Source organism: Pantoea sp. EABMAA-21 (assembly GCF_030053335.1).
In the GTDB taxonomy this organism is placed as follows: domain Bacteria; phylum Pseudomonadota; class Gammaproteobacteria; order Enterobacterales; family Enterobacteriaceae; genus Pantoea; species Pantoea communis.
On record NZ_JASGBX010000008.1, the window covers coordinates 103,298 to 121,067 of the forward strand.

The 17,770-nt window shown below is 58.1% G+C and carries 17 protein-coding genes; 15 read left to right on the top strand and 2 right to left on the bottom strand.

Annotation, left to right across the window (positions count from 1 at the left end; genetic code table 11):
- The first annotated feature begins 6 nt into the window (after positions 1-6).
- The 8 genes from fdxH (at position 7) to QMZ65_RS13620 (ending at position 7,104) form a co-directional block, all read left to right on the top strand.
- The gene (fdxH, locus tag QMZ65_RS13585) at positions 7-906 is read left to right on the top strand and encodes a formate dehydrogenase subunit beta (RefSeq protein ID WP_097118464.1); all 900 of its coding nucleotides are present in this window, start codon (positions 7-9) and stop codon (positions 904-906) included.
- Positions 906-1,547 carry a formate dehydrogenase cytochrome b556 subunit gene (fdoI, locus tag QMZ65_RS13590; RefSeq protein WP_097118543.1) on the top strand — a complete coding sequence of 214 codons (642 nt, stop codon included), beginning with the start codon at positions 906-908 and terminating at the stop codon, positions 1,545-1,547. The genes fdxH and fdoI overlap by 1 nt, the downstream gene beginning before the upstream one ends.
- Positions 1,547-2,473 carry a formate dehydrogenase accessory protein FdhE gene (gene fdhE / locus QMZ65_RS13595; protein WP_034827709.1) on the top strand — a complete coding sequence of 309 codons (927 nt, stop codon included), beginning with the start codon at positions 1,547-1,549 and terminating at the stop codon, positions 2,471-2,473. The genes fdoI and fdhE overlap by 1 nt, the downstream gene beginning before the upstream one ends.
- 129 nt (positions 2,474-2,602) lie before the next feature.
- The gene (locus QMZ65_RS13600; RefSeq protein WP_034827706.1) at positions 2,603-3,214 is read left to right on the top strand and encodes a glutathione S-transferase; all 612 of its coding nucleotides are present in this window, start codon (positions 2,603-2,605) and stop codon (positions 3,212-3,214) included.
- A 13-nt stretch (positions 3,215-3,227) separates the two neighbouring features.
- The gene (gene selA, locus QMZ65_RS13605; protein ID WP_283216172.1) at positions 3,228-4,607 is read left to right on the top strand and encodes an L-seryl-tRNA(Sec) selenium transferase; all 1,380 of its coding nucleotides are present in this window, start codon (positions 3,228-3,230) and stop codon (positions 4,605-4,607) included.
- The gene (gene selB, locus QMZ65_RS13610) at positions 4,604-6,454 is read left to right on the top strand and encodes a selenocysteine-specific translation elongation factor (RefSeq protein ID WP_283216173.1); all 1,851 of its coding nucleotides are present in this window, start codon (positions 4,604-4,606) and stop codon (positions 6,452-6,454) included. Before selA ends, selB begins: the two co-directional genes overlap by 4 nt.
- 109 nt (positions 6,455-6,563) lie before the next feature.
- Positions 6,564-6,848 (top strand): type II toxin-antitoxin system ParD family antitoxin, encoded by a 285-nt coding sequence (locus tag QMZ65_RS13615; protein WP_058961180.1) that lies wholly within the window; start codon positions 6,564-6,566, stop codon positions 6,846-6,848.
- The gene (locus tag QMZ65_RS13620; protein WP_160833336.1) at positions 6,814-7,104 is read left to right on the top strand and encodes a type II toxin-antitoxin system RelE/ParE family toxin; all 291 of its coding nucleotides are present in this window, start codon (positions 6,814-6,816) and stop codon (positions 7,102-7,104) included. The genes QMZ65_RS13615 and QMZ65_RS13620 overlap by 35 nt, the downstream gene beginning before the upstream one ends.
- Before the next feature lie 50 nt (positions 7,105-7,154).
- Here the strand turns inward: QMZ65_RS13620 and glyS are convergent, their stop codons facing one another.
- Complete coding sequence (gene glyS, locus QMZ65_RS13625) at positions 7,155-9,224, bottom strand: glycine--tRNA ligase subunit beta (protein WP_097118460.1); 2,070 nt, start codon at positions 9,222-9,224, stop codon at positions 7,155-7,157.
- A gap of 9 nt (positions 9,225-9,233) precedes the next feature.
- Positions 9,234-10,145, bottom strand: a complete 912-nt coding sequence (gene glyQ / locus QMZ65_RS13630; RefSeq protein WP_034827699.1) for a glycine--tRNA ligase subunit alpha — start codon at positions 10,143-10,145, stop codon at positions 9,234-9,236.
- Positions 10,146-10,487: 342 nt separating this feature from the next.
- On the opposite strand from glyQ, the gene QMZ65_RS13635 reads away from it, so the two are divergent.
- From QMZ65_RS13635 to QMZ65_RS13665, 7 genes are all read left to right on the top strand, one after another.
- Complete coding sequence (locus QMZ65_RS13635; RefSeq protein WP_283216174.1) at positions 10,488-10,880, top strand: RidA family protein; 393 nt, start codon at positions 10,488-10,490, stop codon at positions 10,878-10,880.
- Positions 10,880-11,851 (top strand): D-2-hydroxyacid dehydrogenase, encoded by a 972-nt coding sequence (locus tag QMZ65_RS13640; RefSeq protein WP_283216175.1) that lies wholly within the window; start codon positions 10,880-10,882, stop codon positions 11,849-11,851. The genes QMZ65_RS13635 and QMZ65_RS13640 overlap by 1 nt, the downstream gene beginning before the upstream one ends.
- A gap of 86 nt (positions 11,852-11,937) precedes the next feature.
- On the top strand, positions 11,938-12,834 hold the full coding sequence (locus QMZ65_RS13645; RefSeq protein ID WP_034827693.1) for a transporter substrate-binding domain-containing protein: 897 nt from the start codon (positions 11,938-11,940) through the stop codon (positions 12,832-12,834).
- Positions 12,835-12,910: 76 nt separating this feature from the next.
- Positions 12,911-14,437: an amino acid ABC transporter permease/ATP-binding protein gene (locus tag QMZ65_RS13650; protein WP_058961135.1), complete on the top strand. Its 1,527-nt coding sequence runs from the start codon at positions 12,911-12,913 to the stop codon at positions 14,435-14,437.
- Positions 14,424-15,464 carry an alpha-hydroxy acid oxidase gene (locus QMZ65_RS13655; RefSeq protein WP_283216176.1) on the top strand — a complete coding sequence of 347 codons (1,041 nt, stop codon included), beginning with the start codon at positions 14,424-14,426 and terminating at the stop codon, positions 15,462-15,464. Before QMZ65_RS13650 ends, QMZ65_RS13655 begins: the two co-directional genes overlap by 14 nt.
- Positions 15,464-16,387: an ABC transporter substrate-binding protein gene (locus tag QMZ65_RS13660; RefSeq protein ID WP_283216177.1), complete on the top strand. Its 924-nt coding sequence runs from the start codon at positions 15,464-15,466 to the stop codon at positions 16,385-16,387. Before QMZ65_RS13655 ends, QMZ65_RS13660 begins: the two co-directional genes overlap by 1 nt.
- Complete coding sequence (locus QMZ65_RS13665) at positions 16,387-17,763, top strand: dihydroorotase (protein ID WP_283216178.1); 1,377 nt, start codon at positions 16,387-16,389, stop codon at positions 17,761-17,763. Before QMZ65_RS13660 ends, QMZ65_RS13665 begins: the two co-directional genes overlap by 1 nt.
- Positions 17,764-17,770 lie beyond the last annotated feature (7 nt).

Here is a 17,770-nt window from a genome sequence, read left to right on the forward strand (position 1 = left end):
ACGTAGATGGCTTATCAATCACAAGACATTATCCGCCGCTCCGCCACCAATGGTTTCACGCCTGCCCCGCAGGCGCGTAATCATCAGCAGGAGGTGGCGAAGCTGATCGACGTGACCACCTGCATCGGTTGCAAAGCCTGCCAGGTGGCGTGTTCAGAGTGGAACGACATCCGCGATGAGGTTGGGCATAACGTTGGGGTGTATGACAACCCAGCGGATCTGACCGCCAAATCCTGGACGGTGATGCGCTTCTCAGAAGTGGAGGAGAATGGCAAGTTAGAGTGGCTTATCCGCAAGGATGGGTGCATGCACTGCGCCGATCCCGGCTGCCTAAAAGCCTGTCCGTCCGAAGGTGCGATTATTCAGTACGCCAACGGCATCGTCGATTTTCAGTCCGAGCAGTGCATTGGCTGCGGCTACTGCATTGCCGGCTGTCCGTTCGACGTGCCGCGCCTGAATAAAGACGACAACCGCGTGTATAAATGCACGCTGTGTGTCGATCGTGTCAATGTTGGCCAGGAACCGGCGTGCGTCAAAACCTGCCCGACCGGCGCGATTCATTTCGGCAGTAAAACCGATATGCAGGCGCTGGCGGCAGAACGCGTGGCGGAGCTGAATACGCGCGGCTATGACAATGCGGGCTTGTACGATCCGGAAGGCGTCGGCGGCACGCATGTCATGTACGTGCTGCATCATGCTGATAAACCCCAGCTGTATCACGGTTTGCCAGAAAACCCGAGCATCAGTCCGGCGGTCACCTTCTGGAAAGGTATCTGGAAACCGCTGGCGGCCATCGGTTTCGCCGCCACCTTCGCTGCCTCGGTATTCCACTATGTCGGCGTCGGGCCGAACCGGGTGGAAGAGGATGAGGACGAGAACCTGCACGAAAAAGAGGAGCGCGAATGATGAAAAAGCGCGATCGTCTGGTGCGCTACAGCGCACCGGAACGCATCAATCACTGGATTGTAGCGTTCTGTTTTGTTCTGGCAGCCCTGAGCGGGCTGGGTTTCTTCTTTCCCTCCTTTAACTGGCTGATGCACGTTTTGGGCACGCCACAACTGGCGCGCATCCTGCATCCCTTTGTCGGCGTGGTGATGTTTGCTGCTTTTCTGATCATGTTTTTGCGCTACTGGAAACAGAATCTGATCAATCGCGAAGACCTGCTCTGGGCGAAAAACATCAATAAGATCGTACGCAATGAAGAGGTGGGTGATACCGGCAAATACAACTTCGGGCAGAAGTGTGTGTTCTGGGCTGCTATCATCAGCTTAGTCTTGCTGCTGGCGAGCGGAGTGGTTATCTGGCGTCCTTACTTTGCAGGCGCCTTTGCGATTCCGCTGATTCGCGCCGCTTTGGTGGTGCATTCGGTCTCAGCTGTGGCATTGATCGTGGTGATTATGGTGCACATTTATGCGGCCCTGTGGGTCAAAGGTACCATTACCGCCATGGTTGAGGGCTGGGTGCCGGCCGCGTGGGCGAAGAAACATCATCCACGCTGGTATCGTGAGCAGCGCCAACGCCAAACACAACAGGAAAAACGTCCCTGATGAGTATTCGCATTATCCCGCAGGACCAGCTGGAGAAAGGCGAAAAAAACACGGCGGAACAGGTTCCGCCGCTGCTTTTTCCTCGGCTGAAAAATCTGTACAGCCGCCGTGCAGCGCGTTTACGTGAGCTGGCAGCGAAGAATCCGCTGGGCGATTATCTGCGCTTTGCTGCCGTGATCGCGCAGGCGCAAGACATCGTGCTGTACGATCATCCGCTGCAACTCGATTTGCGCCAGCGTTTGGCCGAAAGCGCCGAACAGGGCAAGCCGCCGCTCGATATTCACACCTATCCCCGCGATGCCCACTGGCAGCGTCTGCTGCATTCGCTGATTGCCGAGCTGAAGCCCGAGATGAGCGGCCAGGCATTGGCGGTGCTGGAGAACCTGGAAAAAGCCTCCTCTTCCGAGCTGGAAGGCCTGGCCAGTGCGCTACTGGAGGGTGATTTTGCGCAGGTCAGCAGCGATAAAGCCCCGTTTATTTGGGCTGCGCTTTCGATCTATTGGGCGCAGATGGCAGCGCTGATCCCAGGCAAAGCCCGCGCAGAATACGGCGAGCATCGCCAGTTCTGCCCGGTGTGCGCCAGCGTGCCGGTGACCAGCGTGGTGCATATGGATGTGGGCCAGCAGGGGCTACGTTATCTACACTGTAATCTGTGTGAAAGTGAATGGTATGTGGTGCGCAGTAAGTGCTCCAACTGCGAGCAAACGCGCGACCTGCACTATTGGTCACTCGACAGCGAAAGAGCCGCAGTGAAAGCCGAAAGCTGTGGTGACTGCGGCACCTATCTGAAGATGTTGTATCAGGAGAAGGATCCGGCGGTGGAACCGGTGGCCGATGACCTGGCCTCACTGGTGCTGGATGCGCGTATGGAGCAGGAAGGCTTTGCGCGCAGCAGCCTGAATCCATTTATGTTTCCTGGGGATTGAGCAAATTGCCGCTTTCCTACGAACTGTCGCGGCACGATTTATCGCGCTGTTTTTGAGCCAGACAACAACGTGCAATAAATCGCGCCGCTACAATTTGTGTACCTATCTCTGTCGCAAAGGAAACACCTGATGAAACTGATTGGCAGCTACACCAGCCCTTTTGTCCGCAAAATTTCAGTGATCCTGTTGGAAAAAGGCCTGGTGTTCGAATTTGTTAACCAGTCGCCTTGGGTGGAAGACAGCCACGTGCCGCACTATAACCCGCTGGGCAAAGTGCCTGCACTGGTAGACGATAACCATCTCACCTGGTTTGATTCTTCGATTATCGCCCAGGTCATTGAGCTACGCGGTGACGCCCCTGCTCTGTTGCCGGATGACGCCCTGCTCGCTCTGCAGGTACGTCAGCTGGAAAAGCTCGCCGATGGCATCAACGATGCCGCCGTGATGATTGTGCGCGAACAGATGCGCCCCGGCGATCAACAATCCGAAGAAGTGCTAATGCGTAATCGCGAGAAAATTTTGCGTGGGTTGGATGCGCTGGAAACGGCGGCGGCCCAGGGTGAACTCTTGAACAGCGGTACGCTCAATCTGGCCGACATCGCCACTGGCTGCATGATTGGTTATCTCAACTTCCGCCGGGTGCTGCCTAACTGGTGCGTGAACCGCCCGGCATTGATCAAGCTGGCCGATACGTTGTTTGCGCGGGAGAGTTTTGCCCGCACCGTTCCGCCTTCCAGCTAAGCTAAGCCACCCGATGAAAACACTGTATTCACAACTGCCTGCGATCGACAGCCTGCTGCGCGATCCCGCGATGCAGCCGCTGCTGCTGCAGACGGGCACCGCGTTTACCACCCGCCAGCTGCGCGCCATGCAGCAAGAAGCACGCACGCATATTCAACAGCATCAAACTTTACCCGGCTGGCATCTTAACTGGCCAGAGGAAGCGCAGCGCCGCGCGCAACAGCAGCAACAAAGCGCGCTGCGTCCGGTGTTCAATCTCACCGGCACGGTGCTGCACACCAACCTGGGCCGTGCGCAGTTAAGCACGCGCGCGATTGAGGCGGTCACTGCCTGCTTGCGCCAGCCGGTCACGCTGGAATATGCGCTGGATGATGCGTCACGTGGCCATCGCGATCGTGCGGTGAGTGCGCTGCTGTGTGAACTGACGGGGGCTGAAGCGGCCTGTATCGTGAATAACAATGCCGCCGCCGTGTTGCTGATGCTGGCAGCACTGGCGCCAGGTCGCGAAGTGATTGTCTCACGCGGTGAGCTGGTCGAAATCGGCGGCGCATTCCGCATCCCCGATGTGATGCGCCAGGCGGGCTGCCAGCTGGTTGAAGTCGGCACCACTAATCGTACCCATCTGAAAGATTATCGTGCTGGCATCAGCGACAACACCGGTTTGTTGATGAAGGTGCATACCAGCAACTACCAGATTCAGGGCTTCACCCTTGCGGTAGCGGAAGCCGAGCTGGTGGCGTTGGCGGCGCAACATCAGCTGCCGGTGATCACTGATTTAGGCAGCGGTTCGCTCATCGACATGACCGCTTTTAATTTGCCCGCCGAGCCGATGCCGCAACAGCTGATTGCCGCCGGTGTGGATCTGGTGAGTTTTTCCGGCGATAAACTGCTGGGCGGCCCGCAAGCGGGGATTATCGTCGGCAAACAGGCGCTTATCGATCGGCTGCAACAGCATCCGCTCAAGCGTGCTTTGCGCGTGGATAAAATGACGCTGGCTGCGCTGGAAGCCACTTTGCAGCTTTATCGCCAGCCGGAAACATTGCGCGAAGCGCTGCCCACCCTGCGCTTGTTGACGCGATCGTCACACGAGATTTTGCAGCAGGCCGAACGGCTGATGCCTGCGCTGGAACACGCCTATGGCGCTGATTTTTCCCTTAATATCGCCGCCTGCTCGTCGCAAATCGGCAGCGGTTCATTACCCGTTGAACGCTTACCGAGTTTTGCCATCACGTTTAGCCCACGTGAATCTCACGGCAGCTCGCTGGATGCACTGGCGCAGCGCTGGCGTGCATTATCACAACCGGTGATTGGCCGCATCCAGGAAGGAAGACTGTGGCTGGATTTACGCTGCCTTGAAGATGAAGCGGCGCTGATACGGACCTTAACCACATGATTATCGCCACCGCTGGACACGTCGATCACGGTAAAACCGCACTGCTACAGGCGTTAACCGGTGTCGATGCCGATCGCCTGCCTGAGGAGAAACGGCGCGGCATGACCATCGATCTTGGCTATGCCTACTGGCCGCAACCGGATGGCCGCGTTGTGGGCTTTATCGATGTGCCAGGACACGAGAAATTCCTCGCCAATATGCTGGCGGGCATCGGCGGTATTCATCATGCACTGCTGGTGGTAGCGTGCGACGACGGTGTGATGCCGCAAACGCGTGAGCATCTGCAACTGCTAAGCCTGGTCGGGCAACCCCCGCTTAGCGTGGCGTTGACCAAAGCGGATCGCGTCGACGCCGTCCGTATCGCTGAAGTGCAGCATCAGGTGGCGGAGTTGACGCAGCAACTGGGCTGGCTGGCAGTACCGCAATTTGTCACCAGCAGTACCACCCAGCAAGGCATCGACGCGCTGCGCCAGCACTTGAGTGAACTACGCGCACCGGATGTCGATATGGGTCGCCGCTTCCGCCTCGCCATTGACCGCGCGTTTACCCTCAAAGGCAGCGGATTAGTGGTCACCGGCACCGCCCTGGCGGGTGAAGTCAGCGTGGGTGATACGTTGTGGCTCAGCCGCCTCAATTTGCCCGTGCGCGTGCGTTCGCTGCATGCGCAGAATCAGTCGGTAACGCGTGCGCAGGCTGGAGAACGTATCGCGCTGAATATCGTCGGCGATGTGGAGAAAGACCAGATTGCGCGCGGTGACTGGCTGCTGGCACAACCGCAACCTTCGGGCACCCAGCGACTGATCGTGGCGCTGCGTTTGCTACAGCCGTTAAGAAATCCCTCGCAGCCGGTACATCTTCACCATGCCGCCAGTCATGTGACTGGCCGACTTAACCTGATTGCGGGCGAACTGGCGGAGCTGGTGCTCAACGAGCCGCTGTGGCTGGCGGAAAACGATCGGCTGATTATCCGCGACAGCAATGCACAACTCACGCTCGGTGGCGGACGAGTGCTGCTGCTGAACAGCAAGAAACGCGGCAAGCGCCATCCTGATTATCTTGACTGGCTGCAACAGCTGGCGGCGGCGGAAGCCGATGAAGAGAGTCTGCAGTCGCACCTGGCTCAGCAACCCATCGACATGGCCGAGCTGAGTTGGGCACGCCAGCTGAGTGACGATGCACTCAACAACCTGCTGGACAAGGTGGCGCCCGTGCGACTCGGCAGCGCCATCATGGCTGTGGAACAGGCCAATGACTGGCAGCAGCGACTGCTGGAAGCGCTCACCGCGTTTCATCAGCAGCACCCTGAAGTGCCGGGCATTGGTCGCGATCGCTTGCGTCGCGTGGCTCTCCCCCACCAGCCGCCGGAACAGGTTATCGCATTGATCGATCGGCTGCTTTCACAAGGCCAGTTGCAGCACCGGCAAGGCTGGTTGCATTTGCCGGATTTCGAACCGCGCTTCAATCCCCAGGAGGAAGCACTGTGGCAGCAGGTTGGTCCGCTGTTTGGTGACCAGCCGCTATGGGTGCGCGATATCGCACTGGCCACCCAGCAAGATGAAGAAACCATTCGCAGCCTGCTGCTCTCCGCCGCGCGTCTCGGTCATATCACGGCGATCGTGCGCGATCGCTATTACCGCAGCGACCAGATCCAGATCTTCGCCGATCTGATTCGCCAGCGTGACGCCAACGGTGGCAGCACCAGCGCCGCCGATTTCCGCAATCAGCTCGGTACCGGGCGTAAAATCGCGGTACAGATTCTGGAATTCTTCGACCGCAGCGGTTTCACCCGCCGTCGTGGCAACGATCACCTGCTGCGCGATGCCCGCCTGTTCGACACCAGCGCTTAATCCTTCGCGTTGCTTCGCAGTTGTCGCTGTAACTGCGCTGCAACGCCGATTCCGCATTGCTCAAAAATGTGCCAGGATGTAAGAATATTTCTTACATTGGGGCACGATGATGGCACGTACCATGACAATCGATTTAGGTGATGAACTGCGCGAGTTTGTTGAATCTCTGGTGGCTTCCGGTGATTACCGTACTCAAAGCGAGGTGGTGCGCGACTCGCTGCGTTTACTGCGTGAGAAGCAGGCGGCGTCGAAGCTGGAGGCGCTAAAAGAATTGGTAAGACAAGGATTCGAGAGCGGTCCTGGTAAAGAGTGGGACCATGAAGATTTTCTGAGACGAGCAAAAGCCAGGGTGGGCATTTATGAAAAGGAAGATCACGATAAAACCGGAAGCTGATGCCGATTTGATGAAAATCTGGATTTACGGATACTGGAATTTTGGGGAGCAACTCGCAGACGCTTACAACCTTAAATTTTCCCAGCTCTTCGATAAAATTGCCCTGTTCGATTTAGGGCGAAAACGGCCTGATTTAGGTTATCAAATCTATTCACTTTCCTTCGGTCAGCACATTGTGATTTACCGTGCTGAGGTTGATGAGATCTTTATTGGGCGCATCTTGCACCACTCCCAGGAAGTCAGCGCCGAATTTTAAAAACAAAAAGGGACGATTTCTCGTCCCTTCGGTTCACTTCAACACATCGCTTACTGCAGCAGAGAGATATCCGCGACCTGCAGGAACAGTGCGCGCAGTTGCGCCAGCAGTGTCAGGCGGTTAATACGCACTTCCGCTTCATCGGCGTTAACCATCACGTTGTCGAAGAAGTTATCGACCGCTTCGCGCAGCTGCGCCAGCTCCACCAGCGCATCCTGATAGCGGCCTTCCGCGAAGTACGGCTGCAGCTTGTCACCCAACGCCGTCACGAAAGTCGCCAGCTGGATCTCGGCGTTCTCTTTCAGCAACGATGCCTGCACGCTGTCGTTGAGGGTTTCGGTGGCTTTCGCCAGGATGTTGGACACACGCTTGTTGGCCGCAGCCAGCGACGATGCCGCTTCCAGCGTACGGAAGTGGGAAACCGCTTTCATGCGCGCATCGAAGTCCGCCGGGCGGGTTGGACGACGTGCCAGCACGGCCTGAATGGTGTCGACGCTGTGGCCCTCTTCCTGATACCAGGTACGGAAACGACCCAGCATGAAGTCGATCACTTCATCCACCACTTTGCCGTTGCTCAGCTTGCTGCCGTAGAGACGCACCGCTTCTTCGGTCAGCGTTTGCAGATCGAGTGGCAGGTTCTTCTCAACGATAATACGCAGCACGCCCAGCGCAGCACGGCGCAGTGCGAACGGGTCTTTATCGCCTTTTGGATGCTGACCAATGCCGAAGATGCCCGCAAGGGTATCCATCTTGTCGGCAATCGCGACAGCACAAGCCACGAGGTTCGATGGCAGTGCATCACCGGCAAAGCGCGGCTGATACTGCTCGTTCAGCGCCACCGCGACATCTTCGGCTTCGCCATCATGACGTGCATAGTGCATGCCCATCACGCCCTGAGTATCGGTGAACTCGAAGACCATGTTGGTCATCAGGTCACACTTCGACAGCAGGCCCGCGCGGGTGGCGTGGTTCACATCGGCACCAATCTGAGCGGCGATCCAGCCCGCCAGCGCCTGAATGCGGTCCGTTTTATCACGCAGCGTACCCAGCTCTTTCTGGAACAGTACGGTCTCGAGACGCGGCAGGTTATCTTCAAGACGCTTTTTACGGTCAGTGTTGAAGAAGAACTCGGCATCGGCCAGACGCGGGCGCACGACCTTTTCGTTACCGGAGATGATTTGCTGCGGGTCTTTAGATTCGATGTTGGTGACGAAGATAAAGTTTGGCAGCAATTTACCGTCAGCGGAGTACACCGGGAAGTACTTCTGGTCACCCTTCATGGTGTAAACCAGCGCTTCAGCAGGCACCGCGAGGAACTTCTCTTCGAATTTCGCGGTGAGCACCACTGGCCACTCCACCAGCGAGGCCACTTCTTCCAGCAAGCTGTCGCTCAGATCGGCGATACCGCCCAACTGCTGCGCCGCCGCTTCCGCATCCGCTTTGATTTTGGCTTTACGGGTCGCAAAATCAGCCACCACTTTGCCGCGCTCCAGCAGCAATTGCGGATACTGATCGGCGTTGTCGAGTGTGAACTCTGACTCGCCCATAAAGCGGTGGCCGCGAATCACGCGATCGGACTGAATACCGAGAATCGTCGCCGGGATCAGCTCATCGCCCAACAGCAGCGTCACAGTATGTACCGGACGGACAAACTGCACGTCGCTTGCGCCCCAGCGCATCAGTTTTGGAATCGGCAGCTTGCTTAGTGCGGTTGCCACCATCGCGGGCAGCAGTGCCTGAGCACTCTCGCCTTTCACTGAAGCGCGATGCACCAGCCATTCGCCTTTATCCGTGCTCAGACGCTCAGCCTGATCCACGGTGATGCCGTTACCGCGCGCCCAACCTTCGGCTGCTTTGGTGGCATTGCCATCGGCATCAAACGCAGCAGCAATCGCTGGGCCACGTTTTTCCACTTCACGATCGGCCTGCGCTGTGGCCAATTGGGCCACCTTCAGCGCCAGACGGCGTGGAGAGGCAAACCAGCTCACCTCGCCATGTGCTAAACCGGCGCTGTCCAGTTCTGCGGTAAAGTGCGCAGCAAAGGCTTCTGCCAGGCTACGCAGGGCTTTCGGAGGCAACTCTTCGGTGCCAATTTCCACCAGGAAAGTTTTATCGGTCATGGCTGCCTCTTACTTGTTTTTATTGCACATGGGGAAACCGAGCGCCTCACGAGACGCGTAATAGGCTTCCGCCACGGCTTTCGTCAGGGTGCGGATACGCAGGATATAGCGCTGACGCTCGGTTACCGAGATCGCCTTGCGTGCATCCAGCAGGTTAAAGCTGTGTGCCGCTTTCAGGATGCGCTCATAAGCTGGCAACGGCAGGGGTTTTTCCAGCGCCAGCAGCTGTTGCGCTTCTTTCTCATACTGCTCGAAGCAGGAGAACAGGAAGTCCACATCCGCGTACTCAAAGTTGTAGGTCGACTGTTCCACTTCGTTCTGGTGGAACACTTCACCGTAGGTGGTTTGGCCAAATGGGCCGTCGCTCCACACCAGATCGTAAACACTGTCGACGCCCTGGATATACATCGCCAGGCGCTCAAGTCCGTAAGTGATCTCACCCGTCACTGGCTTACACTCCATGCCGCCCACCTGCTGGAAGTAAGTGAACTGCGTCACTTCCATGCCGTTGAGCCACACTTCCCAACCCAGCCCCCAGGCACCCAGCGTAGGGTTTTCCCAGTTATCTTCCACGAAGCGAATATCGTGTACGGTCGGATCCAGGCCCAGCTCTTGCAGTGAACCCAGGTACAGCTCCTGCAGATTGTCCGGGTTAGGTTTGATCATCACCTGGAACTGATAGTAGTGCTGTAAACGGTTCGGGTTTTCACCGTAGCGACCATCGGTAGGACGGCGTGAAGGCTGCACATAGGCGGTAGCCATCGGCTCTGGGCCAATGGCGCGCAGGCAGGTCATTGGGTGTGAAGTGCCAGCGCCCACTTCCATGTCCAGCGGCTGGACGATGGTGCAGCCCTGACGCGCCCAGTAATCCTGCAAGGTCAGGATCAGGCCCTGAAAGGTCTTGGTATCAAACTTTTGCATGTTGAGTACGCGATAAGGGTCGATTAAAAAAGAGTGCGACAGTATACCCTTTGACCGCGGATTGTGCAGCCGGAAATCCTGGCGCGCCGGGGAGTGGTTTTGCCACGGTTTAACCGGCTAAAACCTTGAGATAAGAAAATCGTATACGATTCAATCCAACACCTCCGCGAGCGCGTCACACCCTCACTTAACCCTTATTTTTCATAAAATTAACCACGCTATAATCAAATCCTATTACGTGACAGGCATCACCTTTTCGACCCGATGGTCAAAAATCGCGCATTGACACTTGTATAATCGTATACGAAATTGCGGTGAAACAGTTTTGCTTGGAATTTCACCATGAAGACCGCGATTGCTTATCCAGGAATGAACGCCAGTGACCGCCCAATGGGCCCGGCTCCGCTTTCCGCCGCCGTACTGCACGAACCGATGCTGTTTATCTCCGGCCAGGTGGCGATTGACCCCTACAGCGGTGAGATCAAGGGCAATGACATCGCCAACCAGACGCGCCAGGTATTGAAAAACGTCGGCGATCTATTGAGCGAAGCGCAGATGACCTTCGATAACGTGGTGCGCGTGACGATCTATCTCACCGACCTCAGCACCTTCAGTGAGATGAACGCGGCGTATAGCGAGTTCTTCCAGTTTCCCTTCCCGGCGCGCGCCACCGTCGGTATTCAACTCAACCATCCTGACCTGCTGGTCGAGATGGAAGTCACGGCGATGCGCTGATGCATATTCATATCGAAAACGACGCCAGCGCCCCGCAGGCATTACATCTGACCCCGCAGCACCTGCAACAGCTGTTGGATGCCCATCCGCAACTGCGCGGTCACTTTACCCTGAGCGAAAACAGCCAGGCCGCGCATACCGCAGATTTCCTCGCCACCAGCGACATTTTGTGGAGCGGACGCAAGCTGGCGCTCGATACCTTCAGCGCACCACGTCTCGGCTGGGTGCAGGTGATGTCCGCCGGCGTTGAGCAGTGGCTGGCACATCTGCCGGAGGGCGTGACGCTGACCAATGCGTCCGGCGTGCACGGCGATAAAGGCGCCGAGTTCATTCTGATGGCGGCGTTGATGTTCAACTTTGGCATTCCGGGTTTTCTGCAGGATCAGGCTCAGCGCCTGTGGCGCCCCACCTTCGGCGGCTGCGCGCGTGGCAAAACGGTCTTGCTGCTCGGCGTCGGCGGTATCGGTGCCGCAGCGGCGAAACGGCTGACCGCGCAGGGCTACCGTGTGATTGGTGTGACGCGCAGCGGCCAGTGTGATGCCGACGTAGCGCGTTGTATTCGCATTGATGCGATGGACGATGTTCTGCCGCAGGTGGATGTCCTGGTCTCAACGCTGCCGCTCACGCCCCAGACAGACAAGTTGTTTGACCGTCGCCGTCTCGATCTGCTGCCTGCCCGCGCCGGCATCGTGATTGTCGGCCGTGCCGCCGTGTTCGACTACACCGCGATGCGCGAAAAACTGTGCGCCGGTGAACTGGCCGGTGCGGTTCTGGATGTTTATCCGCAAGAGCCGCTGCCAGTAGACGATGCGCTGTGGAGCACGCCGGGCGTGGTGATGACACCGCACTGCAGTCTGGACGATCACAGTGCCTACCTTGAGGGCTGCCTTGAGGTGTTTATCGATAACCTGATGCGTTTCCGCAGTGGCCATCCGCTGCGCAACCAGGTTGATGTTGCAAGAGGTTATTGAAGTCGCAGTACCGATAAAAGCCGTAAGACGTTCATAAAACACAAGGTCATCGCTTACACATTCACCAGCACCAGGGGAACCTTATTATGAAATTTGCACGCATCGCATTACTGATCTCTGGCATCACCGGCACGCTGTTAGCAGGCCTTTCCAGCGCCCATGCCGCCAGCACCGACCCGATTACGCCAACCGCCAGCGATTTTGCGGCGATGGCGCAGTGCAAGGCGCTGCAGACCAAATACCCGTCACTCAAAGGCAAAGATCTGGTGGTAGGCCTGGGTGGCTACACCAAAGGCTTCGAAGCCCCTTCCGAAAAAGACCCAAGCATTATTGAAGGTCTCGATCCTTCGCTGTTCGAACGTATCAGCAGCTGCCTTGGGGCAAAACACAGTTATCAGACCGGTTCGTTCAACGTGCTGCTGACCTCCATCTCCAGCGGTCGTGCCGATATCGGTCCGATGCTGTATGTCACCGATGAACGTCTGAAGCAGATCGCTTTTGTCGCCTCCATGCAGGTGCAGGATGGCTCGATTCTGGCGAAGGGCAATCCAAAGAAAATCACCACCGTGGATGACCTGTGCGGCAAAACCGTGGCCGCCGCTGCCGGTTCTTACGAAGCCAACAAGTTGGTGCCCGAGCAGAGCGCCAAATGCACCGCCGCGGGTAAGCCAGAAGTCAGCATGCTGATGGTGCAGAACACTGACAACAGTATTCAGGCGGTGAAAAGCGGTCGCGCCGACATCTATCTGACTGAAGCCGGATCCGCCATCGCCATCGCCAAAGCTGACAAAACGCTGGAAAGCGGCTTTACCGTTGACCTGCCGATCATGGTTGGCTTCCCCATCGCCAAAGACAACACCACGCTGCGCAGTGCAGTGATGGATGCGATGAAGGTGATTCAGGAGAGCGGTGCGCAGAAGAAATTGCTGGATTACTGGGGTCAGGGCAGCGCGGCTGAACGCCCGGTTGTTGCACGTGGTTAATGCATAAACTCAGTCGGATCAATTGGGTTGCTGCTTCACGGGCAACCCAAGCGATCGCATTGAGGGAGATAACGCCTTGGATGATTTTCTTAAGTACCTGACCTTCCCTTACCTGTGGGAAGGGGCCGTCATCGCTGTTCAGCTGCTGGTAGGCGCATTAGCGGGCGGCATCCTGATTGGCTTTTTCCTGGCGTTGGCCAGCACCTCAAAGCACTGGTTTATCCGTGTGCCGGTGAAAACGTACATCTATCTGCTGCGCGGCACGCCGGTGCTGCTGCAACTGATTCTGCTCTACAACGTACTGCCAGAGTTCGGCCTGCGTTTCAGCCCGTTCACCAGTGCTCTGCTGGCGTTGATGATCAACGAAACCGCCTTCTGCGCCGAGATTATTCGCGGCGGCATTATGGCCACCGATCGCGATCAGAGCATGGCAGCGCAGGCCTTTGGCTATTCGCGCACCAAAGAGATGATCCACGTGGTGATTCCGCAAGCACTGCGCGCCATTCTGCCGACCATGGGCAATGAAACCGTCGGCCTGCTGAAATCTACCTCGCTGGCATCGGTCGTAGGCGTGAATGAGCTAACAATGCGCGGCCAGGCCATCGTGTCGCAGAACTTCCTGTTCATTCCGGTACTGGTGGCCTCGGGCGGTATTTACCTGATTCTCTCTACGCTGCTGGCGGGTGGTCAGTGGTGGCTGGAGAAGTTCTATAATCTCGACGAACGTGCCCGCCGTGCCCGTGCGCGCCTGGCAAAACTGCCGCCAGAAGCGGACGTGATGTCGATGCAGTTGCCGAAACGTCGCTGGGATACGCAAACGGCCGCGCCGGTGCTGGAAGTGGACAACCTGTGCGTCGAATACGCCGGTAAAGCGGTACTGAAATCCCTGTCGCTGACTGTACGCCGTGGCGAAGTCGTGGTGCTGCTCGGTCGTTCCGGCTCCGGTAAAAGTACCCTGTTGAAATCGATTCTGGCGCTGACGCCACGCAGCAGCGGCACCATTCAGACCGAAGGCCACTTTATGGGCAGCGATGAAAACGGCCGCCCACTGGCTGCCCGCCATCTGCCGGCTAACCGCGCCAAATCCGGCATCGGTATCGTGTTCCAGCACTTCGCGCTGTTCGATCACCTCACCGCGCTGGAAAACGTGATGAGTATTCTGCTACGGGTGCAGGGTGCCCAACCCGAAATCGCCCGCGCTAAAGCAATGCGTGCCCTGAAGATGGTGGGATTACAGGATTTCGCCGCCTCGCTGCCGCATGAGCTATCAGGCGGGCAGAAACAGCGTGTCGGCATCGCCCGTGCGCTGGCAGCAGAACCGCAAATCCTGCTGTTCGATGAGCCGACCTCAGCGCTCGACCCTGAGCTGGTGCGTGAAGTGAACCAGACCATGCGCAGCCTGGCGCAAACCGGCATTACCATGATTATCAGTACCCATGACATTGCCTTCGCGGCGGGCGTGGCCGATCGCGTGGTGTTCCTGCAGAACGGGGCGCTGATTGAAGAAGGGCCACCGGCGATTTTGCAGAATCCCAAAACGCCGGCTTTTGCCACCTTCCTCGAACATGAAAATGCCACGGAGGCCCAGCATGCCAATGCATGATCTTGCGGCGCGTGAACGTCTTGGCGATGCGCTGTTCCGCTATATGCAGGGGCAGCCCGCCGATGCGCTCGCTGACGAACCGGATGCTAACCAGCAGGCGCTGCGCCGTTTTCGCTTGCTGCCGCGTGTACTGCAGGGCAATGAGGCGATCAGCACCCAGACCACCATCCTCAATCAAAGCTGGTCTGCTCCGCTCGGCGTCGGTGCCTTTGCGGGTGATCGCATCTTTCATGAAGAGGGATTGCTGCCGATTGCCCGCGCCTGCAAACGTCTGCAACTGCCGCTGGTGATCTCCGAAGAGACGGTCACGCCGCTGGAACAGATTGGCGCGGAGTACGACCGCTGCTGGCTTCAGCTACGCGCGGCAGGTGATGTTGGGCGTATCAAAGATTTGATCGATCAGGCTGCACAAGCCGGATTCAAAAATATCGTTCTCACCGTGCTGGCACCGGTGCATCCGGTGCCGGGATTACAGCCAGTCGGCTTCTCAATTGGTGAAGCGCTCAAACAGCGCGGCTGGCACACCGTCGGCGGCACGCAACCGGGCGTTGAGCCCTTGCCGGCCTTTCCGGTGTGGCGCTGGCAGGAAATTGACGAGGTGGCCGCACACTGCGCTGCGCGTCAACTGCCGCTGTGGCTAAAAGGCATTTTGCATCATGACGATGCGGCACCGGCGGCACTGCACGGTGTGAACGGCATCATCGCCTCGAATATTGGCTTGCGCCAAAGCGCGCGCTGGGCCACACCGGTCGATCAGCTCGCCGATTTACAGGCGGTCACTCGTCTGCCGCTGCTGCTGGATGGCGGCGTGCGCTGCGGCAGCGATGCTGTGGTGGCACGTTGCCTCGGCGCCTCGCTGTCACTCAGCGTGCGACCGATCATCAGCGCCCTGGTAGCAGGTGGCGAAAGCGCGGTGTTCGATCTGCTCTCCGGCTGGATCAATGAAATCACCGCCATTAGCCACTGGTGCGGCGTCAGCGACATGGCTGCGCTCAACGGCAGTTTTGTCACGGAGGTGCGCGGCTGATGCAGACGTTAATCTTCAATCAGGGTGATGCCAGCGAATCACGCATCTATTACTGCGCCCATTATCTGGCCGACAGCCTCGGCTTGTTTGCGGCAGAGCAGTTGCAGGTCACCTTCACCACCAGCGCATCGGGCGGGCATACCGTGCAGGGCGGACAAGTGCCGGCTGTGTTGAGCCGCGAAGCGGACCTCACGCTGGGCGGACCGATGGTGGTGATGAAGCATTACCAGCAGCACGGCGCTGAGTTGCAGTGCTTTTGCGCCTCGGTCGCCGCTAATCCGTGGTTTCTGGCGGCAGTGCAGGCTCAGCCCGATTTTCAGCTCAGTGATTTGCGCGGTAAACGCGTGTTGGATGTCGGTAATGTCGGCACCGCTACGCTGACCTTCCGCTGGCTACTGTCCCAGCATGGTTTATTGGATCAGGTGGAGCTGATTGCCGGTAGTGGCGATCAGGCCCGCGATTTCGCGGCTGTGGCTAGCGGTGAAGCTGATTACGCGCTGCACGCCATGCATATGCTGGCACCAGCGATTGCCGCCGGGCAATTAAGCAGCATCAGCAGCCTCTCCTCACTGTGTGGCAAGGTGCCGTGGAGCGCCTATATTGCACGCGCCGATGTCCTCACGGAGAAAGCCGCTGCGTTTGCTGCCTTCTCACGCGCCATCAAACAGGCACTGGCGTGGATCGCCACGCATGATGCCGAAACACTGGCGGCGAGCGTGCAACGCTATTACCCCGATTATCCGCTTGATGCGCTGATCACCGGTTTAGCCGCGTATCAGCAAGCCCACGTCTTCGCACCCAACGGCCTGATTCCAGCCGATGAATTTAACCACTTCAGCCAACTGCTGGGCGACATCGGCTGGCTGGATCCTTCTCAACCCGTGCCCTATGGCGCACTGGTGACGCAAGCAGGAGCAGAGTGATGAAACAATTAATTATCAACGGCCTGGTGGTGACAGAAACCCGCGCCGCGCCCGCCGATGTGCTGATTGAGAATGGCAAAATCAGCGGCCTGCTGATGCCGGGTGCCCTCGCTGACGGCGTCGATGAGATCATTGATGCGCAGGGGCTAATCATCGTACCCGGCGCGATTGATGTGCATACCCATTTCACCGGCTCGCACGATTTCCCTGCACAGGAGCTGCGCGAAGGCACGCGTGGTGCGGCTGCGCACGGCGTCACCACCATCGTTGAGATGCCGCACTCACTGCCACCCGCCACCAGCCTCGCTAACTTCACCGCCAAGCAGCGCTGGCTGGCGGACAACTGCTCGGTGGATTACGCCATGTGGGCCGGACTGGATGGCCGCAATGTGCACGAGTTAGCGGCGCTGGATCAGGCGGGCGCACTGGCGTTCAAAGCGTTCCTGTGTAGCGGCGCGCCCAATGGTGAAGCCACTGACGAGAAAGGCTTACCGCGCCTCGACGATGATGGCTTGCTGCGTGCGATGCGTGAACTGGCCACCTTTGACGGTTTGATTGGCGTCCACGCTGAGAACCACGACATTCTGATCGGTGCCGGCAGCGAACTGCGCCGCGCTGGACGCAAAGATACCCGCGCGCATGCGCTGGCCGGGCCAGAAATCGCCGAAATCGAAGCCGTGGGTCGCGTTTTGGCTGTGGCGGAAGAGACCGGCGCGCGCTGCCACATCGTGCACGTCAGCTCCGCGCGTGCCGCCGAAACCATCGTCGCCGCCAAAAGTAAGGTGCGCGCCAGTTTCGAAACCTGTCCGCACTATCTGATTCTGGATGAAGACGATCTGGTGCGCATTGGACCGAATGCGCGCTGTGGCCCGCCAATCCGTCCACGCCCGGTGGTGGATGCGCTGTGGCAGGTGCTGCTGCGCGGCGATGTCGATATGATCGCCTCTGACCACTGCCCCTATACCCCGGCACAGAAACAAGCCGGTGTAGCCAGCATCTGGGACGCCGGTATGGGGCTAACCGGTGTTGAGACTTTAAGTCCGATGTTCTTCAGCGCGGCGCATATCGATCGTGGTCTGGCCCTTACGGAATTTGTCCGCATGACCGCCAGCGGCCCGGCTAAAGCCTTCCAGCTGTGGGGCAAAAAAGGCGCTATTGCACCCGGCTTCGATGCCGATTTGGTGTTTATCGATGCGCAGCAGAGCTGGATCGTGGAGGGGGAAAAATTCCAGGGACTCGGCAAGTGGAGCGCATTTGAAGGCATGCGCTGTCAGGGTAAAGTGGTGCGCACATTGATTCGTGGTGTCACGGTATTCCAGGATGACCAGATGCAGGTTGAACCCGGCTTTGGTCAGTTCGTGACCCGGCAGGTATAAACAGGAC

Bases quoted from the DNA above. Each gene is read 5' to 3' on its own strand.
- fdxH (WP_097118464.1), top strand. From the start codon at position 7: ATGGCTTATCAATCACAAGACATTATCCGCCGCTCCGCCACCAATGGT.
- QMZ65_RS13645 (WP_034827693.1), top strand. From the start codon at position 11,938: ATGAAATTTGCACGCATCGCATTACTGATCTCTGGCATCACCGGCACG.
- selA (WP_283216172.1), top strand. From the start codon at position 3,228: ATGAAAACACTGTATTCACAACTGCCTGCGATCGACAGCCTGCTGCGC.
- QMZ65_RS13655 (WP_283216176.1), top strand. From the start codon at position 14,424: ATGCCAATGCATGATCTTGCGGCGCGTGAACGTCTTGGCGATGCGCTG.
- QMZ65_RS13620 (WP_160833336.1), top strand. From the start codon at position 6,814: ATGAAAAGGAAGATCACGATAAAACCGGAAGCTGATGCCGATTTGATG.
- glyS (WP_097118460.1), bottom strand. From the start codon at position 9,224: ATGACCGATAAAACTTTCCTGGTGGAAATTGGCACCGAAGAGTTGCCT.
- QMZ65_RS13635 (WP_283216174.1), top strand. From the start codon at position 10,488: ATGAAGACCGCGATTGCTTATCCAGGAATGAACGCCAGTGACCGCCCA.
- QMZ65_RS13665 (WP_283216178.1), top strand. From the start codon at position 16,387: ATGAAACAATTAATTATCAACGGCCTGGTGGTGACAGAAACCCGCGCC.
- QMZ65_RS13660 (WP_283216177.1), top strand. From the start codon at position 15,464: ATGCAGACGTTAATCTTCAATCAGGGTGATGCCAGCGAATCACGCATC.
- selB (WP_283216173.1), top strand. From the start codon at position 4,604: ATGATTATCGCCACCGCTGGACACGTCGATCACGGTAAAACCGCACTG.
- fdoI (WP_097118543.1), top strand. From the start codon at position 906: ATGAAAAAGCGCGATCGTCTGGTGCGCTACAGCGCACCGGAACGCATC.
- fdhE (WP_034827709.1), top strand. From the start codon at position 1,547: ATGAGTATTCGCATTATCCCGCAGGACCAGCTGGAGAAAGGCGAAAAA.
- QMZ65_RS13640 (WP_283216175.1), top strand. From the start codon at position 10,880: ATGCATATTCATATCGAAAACGACGCCAGCGCCCCGCAGGCATTACAT.
- glyQ (WP_034827699.1), bottom strand. From the start codon at position 10,145: ATGCAAAAGTTTGATACCAAGACCTTTCAGGGCCTGATCCTGACCTTG.
- QMZ65_RS13600 (WP_034827706.1), top strand. From the start codon at position 2,603: ATGAAACTGATTGGCAGCTACACCAGCCCTTTTGTCCGCAAAATTTCA.
- QMZ65_RS13615 (WP_058961180.1), top strand. From the start codon at position 6,564: ATGGCACGTACCATGACAATCGATTTAGGTGATGAACTGCGCGAGTTT.